This window comes from Geomonas diazotrophica, from assembly GCF_019063885.1.
Taxonomy (GTDB): Bacteria; Desulfobacterota; Desulfuromonadia; order Geobacterales; family Geobacteraceae; genus Geomonas; species Geomonas diazotrophica.
In genome coordinates this window covers 256,890-269,193 of sequence record NZ_CP077684.1, presented here as the reverse complement: position 1 = coordinate 269,193, position 12,304 = coordinate 256,890, and the positions used below count along the sequence as shown (strand labels likewise).

Below are 12,304 nucleotides of genomic sequence, written 5' to 3'. Positions count from 1 at the left end.
TTAAAATCTCGGCTCGGCGATTGGGAGAGTGTAAACGGACACTTGCACGATGTCAAAAGCGATTCTGCCGCCGTTTCAGCTTGCCGTAGAGGACCGGCACCAGGGCGAAGAGCCCCAGCAGGGCGAAGGAGCCCAGGACCCGGGGCGAGGCGACATCGGCAAGGGAGTCGATCGCGGCGAGGCTCGCCCCCGCGTTGACGAAGACGAAGCCCCCGGGGATGATGCCGATCAGCGTCCCCAGGACGAAGACGCGCAGCGGCAGGCGGGTGAGCCCGGCGGCCAGGTTGATCAGGAAGAAGGGAAAGAGCGGCACGAGCCTCAAAAACAGCAGGTAGTTCCAGCCCCGCTGTTCCAGCTCGCGGTTGAGCCCCTCCAGCCGCGCGCCGAAGCGGCCGGCCACCGCGTCCCTGAGCAGGTACCGGGTGACCAGGAAGGCGAGCGTCGCCCCGATGGTGGCGGCGCAGACGGCATAGACGGTCCCGGCCAGCACCCCGAAGAGCGCGCCCGCGGCAAGCGACAGGACGGCGGCGCCGGGAAGCGACAGGGCGGTCTGGAGGATGTAGATTCCCATGAAGAGGGCGACGCTCGCCCCCTTGTGGGCCGCGCAGTAGCCGGCGAGGAACTGCCGGTTCGCCTTGAGCGCCTCCAGGGTGAGGAAGCGCTCAAGGTCGAGGTAGAAGAAGAGCGCTACGGCTCCGGCGGCGGCCAGGAGAATCAGGGTCTTTTTCAGGTTCATGAAGGTGGTATCTCCTGCAGCTGTAGAGTATGCAGGTTTTAACATATCGGCAGCCCGGGCGTTACCATTTTCTTTGCCAGGCAAGCCAGGCCCGCAGGAGTCGCTGCACCAGGGGGGTGAGGCGGCGGCGCTGGTAGGCGTCGGCAAGCTTGCGCCAGGATTCCGCCTGGGTGGGATAGGGGTGGATGGTGTTGCCGATGGCGGCAAGACCGAGCCCCGATCCGATGGCGAGGGTCATCTCGCTGATCATCTCCCCCGCGTGCCGCGCCACGATGGTGGCACCCAGGATGGTGTCGCCCCCCTTCTTCAGGTGCACCCGGGCGAAGCCCTGTTCCTCGCCGTCCAGGACGGCGCGGTCCACCTCCGAGAAGGGGACGGTGAGTGTGTCCACCTCGATGCCCCGTGCCGCGGCATCCGCCGGGTACATGCCCACGTGGGCGACCTCCGGGTCGGTATAGGTGCACCAGGGGATGGTGAGCGAGGAGTTCTTGCGTCTCCCCTTGAAGAGCGCATTTGCGATCAGGATGCGCGCCTGGGCGTCGGCCGTATGGGTGAAGCGAAAGCGCGAGCAGACGTCCCCCGCCGCGTAGACCCGCGGGTTGGAGGTCTGCAGGGTCTCACTCACCGTGACGCCGTCCCGGTCGCAGGCTATCCCCGCCGCCTCGAGCCCCAGCCCCTCGACGTTGGGGGCGCGGCCGGTGCCGACCAGTATGCTCTCTACCGGGACCTCGAACTGCACCCCTTCCCGCTGCAGCTGCAAAACCTTGACGCCGCCGCGCCTCTCCACGGCGACCACCTCGGTGCGAAGGTGCAGCGCCATCCCCTCGCGGCCGAAGGCATCCTGCAGTATGGCGGCGGCATCGGGGTCGTCGCGGCCGAGGAGCTGCGCCCCCGGCTCGACGATGGTCACCTTGGAGCCGAAGCGGCCGAAGGCTTGAGCCAGCTCGCAGCCGATGGGGCCGCCCCCGATGACGGCCAAGGTCGCCGGGAGAACGGTGAGCGAGAAGACGGTTTCGTTGGTGAGATAGCCCGCCTCGGCCAAGCCGGGGATGGGGGGGACGGCAGCGCGGGCGCCGGTGCAGATGGCGGCACGGGCGAATTCCAGCTCCGCGCCGGCCACCTCCATGCGGTCCGCCGCGGTGAAGCGTGCCGTGCCGAAGAAGACATCGACCCCCAACTCGTCCCGGAAGCGCAGCGCCGCATCGTGGCGGCCGATATCCGCCCTCAGGCGCCGCATCCGCTCCATGGCGGCGCCGAAATCGGGGCGCACTCCCTCGCCCCCCCCAACTCCGAAGGGGGCGCCGGAGCGGGCATCGAAGACGGCGCGGGCAGCCCGCAGGAGCCCCTTGGAGGGGACGCAGCCGACGTTCAGGCAGTCGCCCCCCAAAAAGCCGCGTTCGACGAGGGCCACCCGTCCCCCCAGCCCGGCAGCGCCCGCCGCGCAGACGAGCCCCGCGGTACCGGCACCGACGACCACCAGGTTGTAGCGGCCGGCAGGTTCCGGGTTCCGCCACCCCTCGGGGCGCACGCTCGCGGCAAGGAGACGGTTTTCCTCGGTATCCGGTAAAAGTTCCAGGTCATCGCTCATCATGAGTCTGTCCCGTCCCAGCCGCCGCCCAGGCAACGTGCTGAAATACCGCCCATTGAGTGGGATGAATGAAGTTTCGTTTCGATAATTCCCGGTGCACTTTTGCTCCTTTTCCCTTATCATTTTTATCATAATAAGGGCCGGCCGGGTGGTCCAATTAGGAGCGCCACCGGCATCCTCCGGGCAACCGCCCGAAATCACAGCGCTGACCGTAGCCGCACAACTCATTTGGCCGAAAACACGGAGGAGCCCATGAGCGGAGCAGTTGGGACGAAGAGGAGCAGTCGCGGCATTCGCCCCGAAAAGAGCAGCTCGAAAAAGACTACCAAGGCCACGCGCCTTTCCCGCAACGAACTCGTCGCGGAACTCAAGTTGTACACCGACCTTTACGAGCACGCACCGGTCGCCCACATCACCCTGGACCGTTGCGGGGTGATCCGCGCCGTCAACCTTACCGGAGCGGAGATGCTCGGAGTGGAACGCTCCTCTTTGCTCAGGCGCCCCTTCGCCGACCTGTTCAGCGAGAGCTCCCGCCGTCCCCTGGCCGAATTTTTCGAACACCTGCTCGCCTCCAACCAGAGAAGTTCCTGCAACGCGCTCCTTTCCGACGCCGGGAACGCGCTGCAGCAGCTGAGGATCGAGGCGCTTCCCTGCCGGGACGGCTCCGAGGTCCGGCTGGCCCTGATAGGAATCACGGAAAGCGAAAAGGCGGCCAAGGCCCTTCAGATCTCCGAGGCGCGCTACCGCGGTCTTTTCGAGGCGGCCAAGGACGGCATCATGCTCGTCGATGCGGCCACCGGCGAAATCAACGACGTCAACCCCTTCCTCATCGAGATGCTCGGATACCAGCGGGAAGAGATGGTGGGGCGGTTGCTCTGGGAAGTACCCCCTCTTGCCGCCATGGCTGCGAGCGACACCGAATTCGCGGTGCTGCAACACCGGGATTACCTGCACAACGACGATATGCGCCTTTTTACCCGCGACGGACGCAGCGTGATCGTGGAGGTGGTGGTGACCGGCTACCGCATCGACCGGAGCAAGGTGCTGCAGTTCAACATCCGGGACATCACGATCCGCAAGAACGCAGAAGAAGCGCTTTTGAAAAGCGAGGAGCAGTGCCGCACCATCGTCAGCAACATAAACGAGTACGTCTACAGCGTGCGCTTCGAGGGGGGCGACATAAAGTCGATCTACCACAGCCCCAAGTGCCTGGACATCACCGGGTACAGCCCGGAGGAGTACTACCGCGATCCCCTTTTGTGGTTCACCATGATCCACGAGGAGGATCGCAACCAGGTGGTCCAGTTCCTGAACAGCATCTTCTCCGGAGAAGACCAGGAGCCGATCCGGCACCGCATCGTGCACAAGGACGGCTCGATACGCTGGATCCTGAACAACTGCGCGGTGCAACGGATCCGCAAGGCGAACCGGGTCACCATCTCGCGGCTGGACGGCTTCATCCTCGACATCACCGACATAAAGCGCGCCGAGGAGAACATCTTCTTCCTCGCCCACCACGACCCGCTTACAAAGCTCCCCAACCGCAGCACCCTCTACGCCAGGATCGAGGACGTCCTCAGGGTGGCACAGAAAACGCACACCAGCGTGGCGCTGCTTTTCCTCGACATCGACGGATTCAAGCAGATCAACGACTCGATGGGGCACGACGTGGGGGACCGGCTGCTGCAGTCGGTTGCGCGCAAGCTCGGGGACTGCACCCGCTCCTGCGACGTGGTCGCCAGGCTTGGGGGGGACGAGTTCGTGGTGGTGCTCTGGGACTGCGGGGCGAGCGAAACCAGCGTGGTAGCGGAGAAGATCATCAGCGCGGGTTTCCCGCTGCAGGGAACGAACGTCATCGTAACCCCCAGCATCGGCATCAGCATCTACCCCGAGGACGGCAAGGACTACCTCGCCCTTTTGAAGCACGCCGACATCGCCATGTACCACGCCAAGAAATGCGGCGGCAACAACTTCCAGTTCTTCACCCACAAGCTTAACGAGATGGCGCACGAGCGATTCGCCCTGGAGGCGGAACTGCGTCACGCGCTGGAACACGACGAGTTCGTGCTGCACTACCAGCCCAAGGTGGATCTCGCCACCGGCCACTTCAGCAGCATGGAGGCCCTGATCCGCTGGCAGCACCCGTTACGCGGCCTGGTGATGCCGGAACATTTCATCCGGATCGCCGAGGAAAGCGGCCTCTTGAACCAGATCAGCAAGTGGATCATCCCCACCGTCTGCCGGCAGCTCCGGCAGTGGCAGCAGCAGGGCCTGGGGCAGGTCTCCGCCGCGGTCAACCTCTCCGCCAGCTTCTTCCAGCACCGCGACTTCGAGGAAACCATCGAGGCCTCGCTGCTGGAGACCGGGATCCCCCCGGAGTCCCTGGAACTGGAATTGACCGAGGCGACCATCATGAGCGACCCGCAACGGGTGCTGGGGAGCATGGCGGCGATGAAGGCGCTCGGGCTGCAGCTTTCCATCGACGATTTCGGCACCGGCTATTCCAGCCTCAGCTACCTCAAAAAGCTCCCGGTGGACAAGCTAAAGATCGACCAGTCCTTCATCCGCAACATCGCCCGCGACAACGACAACGCGGCGGTGGTCCGGGCCGTAATCAGCATCGGGCGCAGCATGCAGCTCAAGGTCATAGCCGAGGGGGTGGAAAACGCTTCACAGCTCGCCTGGCTGCAGGCCGAGGGGAGCGAGGAGGCGCAGGGTTACTACTTCAGCCGCCCGGTGCCGGTGCAGAAGATGACGGCGCTACTCAGGGAAAGGGCCAACTTCCTGCACAACCCGCGCGGCCGGATGCAGGCCAAGCAGCTCTAACCCACCCGAACGGTTTTAAAAAAAGGCCGGCGCAAGGGATTTTGTTTCCCCTGCGCCGGCCTTTTCCTGTGCGGGCCGGTGCGGCAACTGCGCCGCGCCGCTTACCCGTCACTCCTCGTCCGTATCCTCGTCGTCGTTCCAGCCGTGATCTCCGCTGTCATCGTCATCATCGGAATCGTCCATCTGTTCCGGCGCCATGGGCCCCAGGCGGCGCATCATCATCCGGTGGCTGCGCTCCATCTCCTCCGTCATCTCGGCCCGCTGCCGCACCATTTTGGCCACGGCTTCGGCCAGCAGGTCCAGCTTTTTCTCGCGCGGGGCCTGTTCCATCTCGCGCACCAGCGCGGCGAGTTCAGCGTCCTGCCCCTTCACTTTCTGCAGCATCCTTTCCATCATCATCCCGCGCCCGGGGAACCCGCCGGGCCACCCTCCCCCGGCTCCCATCCTTGGGGCGCAGCCCGGCGCACCGCAGCCGGCCAGCATCGGCTCGACATGCCGCTTCACCTGGTCCGAGTCGATGCGGTCCTGCCGCACCAACTCTTCCAACGCCCTCAGATGGCTCTTCACCTGCACCAGGTGCTCGTCCATCATGCGCTGCAGCTCGGGGGGCACCTCCCCCGCTACGGAGGCGCGGTATTTCTCCATCTCCTCGACGCTGCGCCTCATCTCGGATACCGCGACCCGCGCCAACTGCGGCGGGACAGTGGCACCTTCCTCTGCGGCACCGTAGAGGAGGCGGCCGAAATTGGCGACGTTTCTGTGGTAGGCCATCATCAGCAGGTGCTCGTGGGAGCGCATCATCTGGCGCCCCATCGCCCTCTTCATTACGTACCCCGGGGAACCGGGCACGGCGTCCGCCATCTGGGGCATCCCGCCGGGTGAACCGGCCGGACCGGCAGCGAAGGCAGGCAAGGCTGCAAGAACTGCTAACACTGTCAACACTGTTTTCACTGGCAATCCCCCTTTGCACCGGTTCGAGCGGCCATCTCCACGCTCTCTTTTTGCAGCGCCACTGACTATAGAGGCCTGCGTCCCTGTATCAGGTTCAGTATAACGATGATGATGGCGATGACCAGCAACAGGTGGATGAATCCGCCCAAGGTGTAGCTGGTCACCAGACCCAGCAGCCACAGTATCAGAAGTATCACTACGATGGTCCAGAGCATCTCTGCCTCCTTTGGGAGCCTTTCAATTACCTGCCGGGGCTCCCCGTTGCCTGCCGTCATTTGCCCACCCTGAGCCTCGTCAGGTTTTCCAGGAGCCCGAAGACGTTCAAAAGCCAGAGCACTACCACGATGACGACTACCGCGTTCAGTATCGACTTGATCGAGCCGGCCATGGGGATGTACGTGTTCACCAGCCACAGCAGAACCCCGACCACGATCAGCACCAGTAAGACGTGTACCAAGGGCATGTAGGGCACCTCCTCTTTGACCGGCTGTCCGGTTTCCTTGAAAGCAGCGCCGCGATCACCAGCAGAGCGACCGCAGCCACCACCGGGGCATCCGGGAAACTCCCGCGATGACACCCTCCGCAGCGTTGTTTCCACCCGGTGGCAGGCTAGGTGCGGCGCTATTTCTCCAGTTTTTTCTCCGCCTTACCGACGTTTTTCTCAACCTTGCCGGTAATCTTCTCCCCCCTGCCTTGTTGCTCCATGGAAACATTGCGGGTGGCCTTTCCAGCCGATTCTTTGACCTGTCCTTTCAACTCATGCATTTTCCCTTTGGCTTGGTCTTTCGTGCTCGGTTTCATGATGTACCTCCTAAAGCGATGCTTTCTGTGCGGGAGGGTGCAGGTTGCATGGTGACTGCGGTCGCTCTGCTGGCGATCGGCGGCTGACAGGAAAACACCATATTATTAAATTTTGTTAATTTGCAACTGGACAAGTTTATAGTGCGTCGCTTTTGTGTCAAGCGACAGATGGCGTGGAACCGGATGACGGAGCGGGGAATTTACTTTTTAGGCTTCGAGGAGGAGACCAGGAACGCGGCGTGGTCGGGATGGCGGCAGAGGTACTGGTGGCCGAAGGACATCACGTGAGGGCAGGAGCGCTTCTTCAGCAGGCAGATGGAAAAAGCCGGGACCAGCGGATGGGTGCGGCAGCAAGCGTCGGCGGACTCCCCTGCCACGGTGTCGAAGGAGTCACGGGCCTCCTCCGCTTGAGCCTCGGTGAAATCGCGGAGATTTTCGGGTTGAGCCTTGGTGGAGTCCCGGACCTCTTCCGGTTCGGTTTTCGTGGGCATTTCCTACTCCTGGCGGGTGTGATTTACTCGGACCATGGCCAGTATGCGGTGAAGCGCCCTCCAAATAAATAGGTAAATCGGCAAACAGTACTACGGCAAATCACACGCCGCCCCGGGACGGGGCGGCATCACTTCAACGAGGTCAACCCCTGGCGCACCGCGTACTTGGTCAGCTCCGCGATGCTGAAGAGATCCAGCTTCTTCATGATGCTGTGGCGCTGGTTCTCGACGGTTTTGACGCTGACGCCGAAGGCGAAGGCGATCTCCTTGGCGTTGGAGCCGTTGGCGATGAGCTGCAGGATCTCTCTTTCCCGCGTGGAAAGGTTCTCGTAGGTCGCCGGAACGTCCTCGGGAATGCGCTGCAGGTATTCCTTGATCAAGAGGGTGGTCACCCGCGCGGGAAGGTAGGTTTCGCCTGCGGCGACGGCGCGGATGGCCGTGGCGAGCTCGGAGAAGGCGGCGTCCTTCAGCACGTAGCCGTTGGCCCCCGCCTTCAGCACTTCGACCACGAAGCGGCGGTCGGATTCCATGGAAAGGGCCAGCACCTTCACCTCGGGGAACGCGGAGGTGATGCTGCGGGTGGCATCGATCCCGTTGGTGTCGGGCATGGAGATGTCCATCACGATGATGTCGGGGCACTCCTCCCGGGTCAGGCGAATCGCCTCGGCGCCGGTGCCGGCCTCGGCACTCACCATCATGTCGTCTTCCTTGTCGATCAAAGCCCGCAGCCCCTGGCGCACGATGGCGTGATCGTCGGCAATCAAAATCTTCATCTTCATCTTTGCCCCCTTTTATAAGCCTAAGACCCCAGCGGCACCTTGATGGTGGCCACGGTCCCGCCGGTTTCCTTGCTGGTGACGGAAAAACTCCCGCCCAGATGCTGTATCTTCTGCCTCACGTTGGCGAGCCCGAAGCCGCCGCTGCGAGTCTCCGCCGCATCCTGCTCGTTCCGGTAGCCGACGCCGTCGTCATCGACCGCAATCACCAGCCCCCCGTCGCTCCGGGACAACACGACCCGGCAACGCAGCGTCCCGGCATGTTTGATCACGTTCAGCATCAGCTCGCGGACCGCCTGGAACACGGTGGAGCGGATCTCGTAGGGGAGGGTCTTGTCCTTGCCGTCGTCGCAAAACTCCGCTTCCAGCCCGAAGTCCGCGTGCAGTTCCTCGCCGAGCCAGCGCAGCGCCGCCTCCAGGCCGGCGCTGGCCAGGAGCGGGGGGCGGATCTGGAAGGTGAGCGACCTGATGTCCTGTATGGTCTGCTGGACCAGCGTCCCTACCGCCGCGGCCTCGCACTCGCATTCGCCGGCGGGGATGCCGCTGGCCAGGGCATCCAGCTTGATCTTGGCCAGGATGAGCCGCTGACCGACCTGGTCGTGCAGCTCGCTGGCGATGCGGTCGCGCTCCCGCTCCTCGGCCATGGCGAGGTCGAGGGACATGTCCTGCAGCTTCTGCTGCTGGGCCAAAAGCTCGACCTCCACCTTCTTGCGGATCTCGATCTCCTGGATCAGGTGCTCGTTGGTGAGCTGCAGCTTCGCGGTCCTCTGCTGCACTTCCTCCTCCAGGTGTTGACGGGCCCCGGCCAGCATCTCCTCCGCCACCTTGCGCTCAGTGATGTCCAGCACCACTCCCATGAGCCCGCTCACCTCGCCCGCCTCGGAGAGGAGCGGCTGGTAGCTTGCGAGCCAGTAGCGCTGATCCTTTTCGGCGGGACCCACCCTTCCCTGCAGTTCGACGTCCCGGACGCACTCGCCCCGCTCCAGGATGGGGCGCCAGAGTTCCTTCAGGTGCACGACAAGCTCCGGCGCCAGGACCTCGTCGACGGTGCGCCCTACGTGCTCGCAGATGCTCTTGCCGTTGAGCCTCGCCAAGTGCTCGTTGAGGCGCAGGAAACGCAGGTCGCGGTCCACCGCGAAAAGCCCCACCGGGGTGTGGGTGTAGATGTTGGCCAACTCCTGCAGCTGCATGCGGTAGCGCTTCTCGCTGTCGTGCAGCGCCTGGGTGTAGTCCCGTATCTGGCAGGTCACGCTATTGAAGAGCCTGGCCAGTTCCGACAGCTCGTCGTTGCCCTCGACCTCTATGCCGCTGTTCAAGTCCCCGGAAGCGATGACCTCGGCGCCACGTTTGATCGCGGCCATGCGCCTGTGCAGCACCCCGTTCAGGAACGCGGAGTTGAGGATGGTCACCAGCGCCATCAGGATGACAAGCAGCAAAGTGAGATAGATCATCCGGTTGCTGGCACTTTGGAAACGGTCCCGGGCGTACTGCTGCAGGCTCACCGCCTCCCTTTGCAGCGCCGAATCACTGAGCATGATCTGGCTGTAGAGCCGGCTGGCGAACTCGTCGTGATGCGCCGCGGCAGGGTCGGCAACGGGCACCCGCCGCATCTGTTCGACCAGCCGCTTTGATATCTGCACCGACTCGGCCAAGGCCAGCCGGGCCCTAACCAGCCCCTGCTCTTCGGTTCCATCGAACTGCTGCGCCCCTTGTGCCAGCAGATGGATCGCGGCGTCGTTCATGGAGAACCACTGCTGCCTGGCCCGCTCGATCCCGAACAGGAAATACTCGTCGCGCATGGTGGCGCGGTTAAACACGGTGGACTGGATCTTGTCCGCCACGAGGTGGTTGCGCTCCGCCAGGGTCAGTTCCCTGGATGACCAGGCAAGCAGCGCCGTCACGATCACCAGCAGGGTGAAGGAGAGGAGCGAGATTATCTTCAGTCTAAGGGCGAAGGTCACCTTGCAGCACCTGCTGGTCCACCGCCTGCGGCTTTACCGACAAGAGCGGGCGCGGATCGATGTATTCCAGATAATTCGGCATGTGGGCTTCACGGGTAAGGTGGTATTTCACGGCCCAGCGACTCTCTTCTTCCAAGGTAATCAACAACGCGTGGTCGAGCCCCACGGTACGGGTGCTCTCGCTCCAACACTCAGAAAGCGCCCACACGGGGACGCCGGAGGCCGTGGCCACGATCGACTGGGCCTCCTTGGGGTTGCGCGCGGCGAACTCTTCGGCCCGGACCAGGGCACGCAGCAGCCGCCTCATCGCCTCCTGGTTGCCTTCCACATACGAGGTCAACCCGGCTATGACGAAGGTCTCGGTGTAGATGTGGGGGTCCTCGAAGAGGATGCTGCGCTGTGCCAGCTTCCTGGCGATTATCTTTATGTCGGCGCCCCAGGCCGAGACCGCGTCGACCCGGCCGGAGAGAAGCGCGTCCTGTATCCGTTCCGGCGCCAAGGGGACCGGGGTGACGTCCTCGCTGCTCAGACCGTTGGCCGAAAGAAAGGACGAAAGGAACATGTGGGTGGTGGTTCCGGAGGTGAACGCGACGCGGCGCCCCTTGAGATCTCCGGGGAGGGCGATGCCGCTGTTACGGTCGGCGAGGATGGCATGGTTCCTGTTGGAGGTGAAGATGCTCCCCAAGATGGAGAGCCTCTGTCCCTTCAAGGCCGCGAACATGACCGGGGTCTCGGCGACGGTGGCGACGTCCGCCTTTCCTTCCAGGACAGCCTGAAGGGCCGTTTTGCCGTAGTCGTAGCGCTGCGCCTCTACCTTCACCCCCTCGTCCCGGAGAAACCCCTGGGCGACGGCTATCTGTACCAGTGCGCAGTCGTGCCGGGTGACGTAGGCCAGGCGCAGAGGGAGGGGAGGCCCCGTCTGGTGCTGTACGGGGCTTTGGCAGCCGGCGATGAGCAGGCACAGTATCGATATGAGCGCGGCTCTCAGCATCCACTCCTTCAAGTACGGGGCGGCTTCTGCGGGTCTGTCGGCGACGGCCGGGCCCGGTTAAATGTTCTTGTCGGGCGGTCGTTTCAGGTCATTGCCTCACTAAATTGTCGACAAATATATGACAATTGCCTAACAAAGTACAATTAATTTTATCATCTAAATGACATAGTTCCATCTGCCCAGTGAAGAAGAACATAAAAAAAGGGAGGGCCAAGCCCATTCAGCCTGCCCCTCCCCACCCTAAAACAGAAATCGTCCACGATTCTCGGAGACTATGACTGTCGTTACATCACTTGACCGATTTCCCGCTCCTCGCCGGCTTCACGTACTTGGCGAAACGGGCCGGCAGCTTAGCCGATCCGGCAGAGGGATACTTGTCCAGCCGCGCCGAAAGCCTGGCGATCCGCTCGTCCAGCGGGGGGTGGGTCGAGAACCAGGAGCCGCTCTTGGCCGCGGTCGCCTCCTGTTTCTTGAGCTTTTGCAGCACGCTCACGAAGGCAGCGGGGTCGTAGCCGGTGCGGAAGGTCGTCTCCAGGGCGGCCTGGTCCGCCTCGTACTCCATCCCCTGGTCCAGTCCCTTGTCGAAGAGGGTCGACTGCATGTCGCCGACCATCGATTCGAACTGCTGCCCCTTGCTCCCCTTCATGGTGGCGGCGGTGATGGCGCTGGCCCCCTGCAGGAACTGGGCGCGCCGGATGCTCTTCAGCGCGTGCTTCTCGGCCACGTGCCCCACCTCGTGGGCCAGGACCCCGGCAAGCTCGGCCTCGTTGTCCAGCACATCGAGGAGCCCCCGGCTGATGAAGACGATGCCGCCGGGGGCGGCAAAGGCGTTCTGCACCGGGCTGTCCAGCACCACGAAACGGTACGGGATGGTGGAGCGCCGGCTGTTTCTGGCCACCGCGTTCCCCACCAGGTTGACGTACTTCTGCAGCGCCTCGTTCTGCACCGGCTGGCCGAAACGCTGCATGCTGTCGAGCGCGAGGCTTTCCCCCACGGTGCACTCGGTCTGGTAGGTCATCTCCTGCGACGAGGAGAGTACCTGGGTGGCCCCGGAGAGGATCTTCCCTTCCTTGGACTCCGGGTTCATCAGGTTGTTGAGCTTGTCCTGCCATCCGGCGTGGGCCTGGGCGGCGATCAGGCAGGAGAGCGCGACCAGCGGTAAAAGACGTAGTTTGTTCATGGC

At 63.5% G+C, this 12,304-nt stretch carries 12 protein-coding genes; 1 reads left to right on the top strand and 11 read right to left on the bottom strand.

The genetic code is table 11. From position 1 onward, the window contains the following. Positions 1-52: 52 nt before the first annotated feature. Both KP003_RS01145 and KP003_RS01140 read right to left on the bottom strand, forming a co-directional pair. Entirely contained in the window at positions 53-736 is a 684-nt protein-coding gene (locus KP003_RS01145; RefSeq protein WP_216499134.1) for a TVP38/TMEM64 family protein, read from the bottom strand. A gap of 61 nt (positions 737-797) precedes the next feature. Further along, positions 798-2,327 (bottom strand): mercuric reductase, encoded by a 1,530-nt coding sequence (locus tag KP003_RS01140; RefSeq protein ID WP_456264251.1) that lies wholly within the window; start codon positions 2,325-2,327, stop codon positions 798-800. Between the two features lie 249 nt (positions 2,328-2,576). Here KP003_RS01140 and KP003_RS01135 point away from each other — a divergent pair, with 249 nt between their 5' ends. Beyond that, entirely contained in the window at positions 2,577-5,150 is a 2,574-nt protein-coding gene (locus KP003_RS01135) for a sensor domain-containing protein (protein WP_216499135.1), read from the top strand. A 108-nt stretch (positions 5,151-5,258) separates the two neighbouring features. On the opposite strand, the gene KP003_RS01130 is transcribed toward KP003_RS01135, so the two are convergent. The 9 genes from KP003_RS01130 to KP003_RS01090 all read right to left on the bottom strand — a co-directional run bounded on the left by KP003_RS01130 (position 5,259) and on the right by KP003_RS01090 (position 12,301). Next, entirely contained in the window at positions 5,259-6,011 is a 753-nt protein-coding gene (locus tag KP003_RS01130; protein ID WP_236026913.1) for a hypothetical protein, read from the bottom strand. Between the two features lie 155 nt (positions 6,012-6,166). After that, the gene (locus tag KP003_RS01125) at positions 6,167-6,316 is read right to left on the bottom strand and encodes a lmo0937 family membrane protein (RefSeq protein ID WP_199396604.1); all 150 of its coding nucleotides are present in this window, start codon (positions 6,314-6,316) and stop codon (positions 6,167-6,169) included. Between the two features lie 56 nt (positions 6,317-6,372). Continuing rightward, positions 6,373-6,564 (bottom strand): Thivi_2564 family membrane protein, encoded by a 192-nt coding sequence (locus KP003_RS01120; protein ID WP_216499137.1) that lies wholly within the window; start codon positions 6,562-6,564, stop codon positions 6,373-6,375. A gap of 158 nt (positions 6,565-6,722) precedes the next feature. Continuing rightward, on the bottom strand, positions 6,723-6,902 hold the full coding sequence (locus tag KP003_RS01115) for a CsbD family protein (protein ID WP_216499138.1): 180 nt from the start codon (positions 6,900-6,902) through the stop codon (positions 6,723-6,725). A gap of 200 nt (positions 6,903-7,102) precedes the next feature. Further along, the gene (locus tag KP003_RS01110; RefSeq protein WP_216499139.1) at positions 7,103-7,393 is read right to left on the bottom strand and encodes a hypothetical protein; all 291 of its coding nucleotides are present in this window, start codon (positions 7,391-7,393) and stop codon (positions 7,103-7,105) included. Positions 7,394-7,521: 128 nt separating this feature from the next. Beyond that, positions 7,522-8,172 carry a response regulator transcription factor gene (locus KP003_RS01105; RefSeq protein WP_216499140.1) on the bottom strand — a complete coding sequence of 217 codons (651 nt, stop codon included), beginning with the start codon at positions 8,170-8,172 and terminating at the stop codon, positions 7,522-7,524. A gap of 20 nt (positions 8,173-8,192) precedes the next feature. Further along, positions 8,193-10,130 (bottom strand): sensor histidine kinase, encoded by a 1,938-nt coding sequence (locus KP003_RS01100; protein WP_216499141.1) that lies wholly within the window; start codon positions 10,128-10,130, stop codon positions 8,193-8,195. After that, positions 10,114-11,121, bottom strand: a complete 1,008-nt coding sequence (locus KP003_RS01095; protein ID WP_217300233.1) for an ABC transporter substrate-binding protein — start codon at positions 11,119-11,121, stop codon at positions 10,114-10,116. The genes KP003_RS01100 and KP003_RS01095 overlap by 17 nt, the downstream gene beginning before the upstream one ends. 289 nt (positions 11,122-11,410) lie before the next feature. Then, the gene (locus KP003_RS01090; protein ID WP_217300232.1) at positions 11,411-12,301 is read right to left on the bottom strand and encodes a M48 family metalloprotease; all 891 of its coding nucleotides are present in this window, start codon (positions 12,299-12,301) and stop codon (positions 11,411-11,413) included. Positions 12,302-12,304 lie beyond the last annotated feature (3 nt).

Excerpts from the sequence above, each read along its gene's own strand:
- KP003_RS01140 (WP_456264251.1), bottom strand. The coding sequence starts at position 2,327 with ATGATGAGCGATGACCTGGAACTTTTACCGGATACCGAGGAAAACCGT.
- KP003_RS01095 (WP_217300233.1), bottom strand. The coding sequence starts at position 11,121 with ATGCTGAGAGCCGCGCTCATATCGATACTGTGCCTGCTCATCGCCGGC.
- KP003_RS01090 (WP_217300232.1), bottom strand. The coding sequence starts at position 12,301 with ATGAACAAACTACGTCTTTTACCGCTGGTCGCGCTCTCCTGCCTGATC.
- KP003_RS01145 (WP_216499134.1), bottom strand. The coding sequence starts at position 736 with ATGAACCTGAAAAAGACCCTGATTCTCCTGGCCGCCGCCGGAGCCGTA.
- KP003_RS01120 (WP_216499137.1), bottom strand. The coding sequence starts at position 6,564 with ATGCCCTTGGTACACGTCTTACTGGTGCTGATCGTGGTCGGGGTTCTG.
- KP003_RS01130 (WP_236026913.1), bottom strand. The coding sequence starts at position 6,011 with ATGGCGGACGCCGTGCCCGGTTCCCCGGGGTACGTAATGAAGAGGGCG.
- KP003_RS01125 (WP_199396604.1), bottom strand. The coding sequence starts at position 6,316 with ATGCTCTGGACCATCGTAGTGATACTTCTGATACTGTGGCTGCTGGGT.
- KP003_RS01105 (WP_216499140.1), bottom strand. The coding sequence starts at position 8,172 with ATGAAGATGAAGATTTTGATTGCCGACGATCACGCCATCGTGCGCCAG.
- KP003_RS01110 (WP_216499139.1), bottom strand. The coding sequence starts at position 7,393 with ATGCCCACGAAAACCGAACCGGAAGAGGTCCGGGACTCCACCAAGGCT.
- KP003_RS01115 (WP_216499138.1), bottom strand. The coding sequence starts at position 6,902 with ATGAAACCGAGCACGAAAGACCAAGCCAAAGGGAAAATGCATGAGTTG.
- KP003_RS01135 (WP_216499135.1), top strand. The coding sequence starts at position 2,577 with ATGAGCGGAGCAGTTGGGACGAAGAGGAGCAGTCGCGGCATTCGCCCC.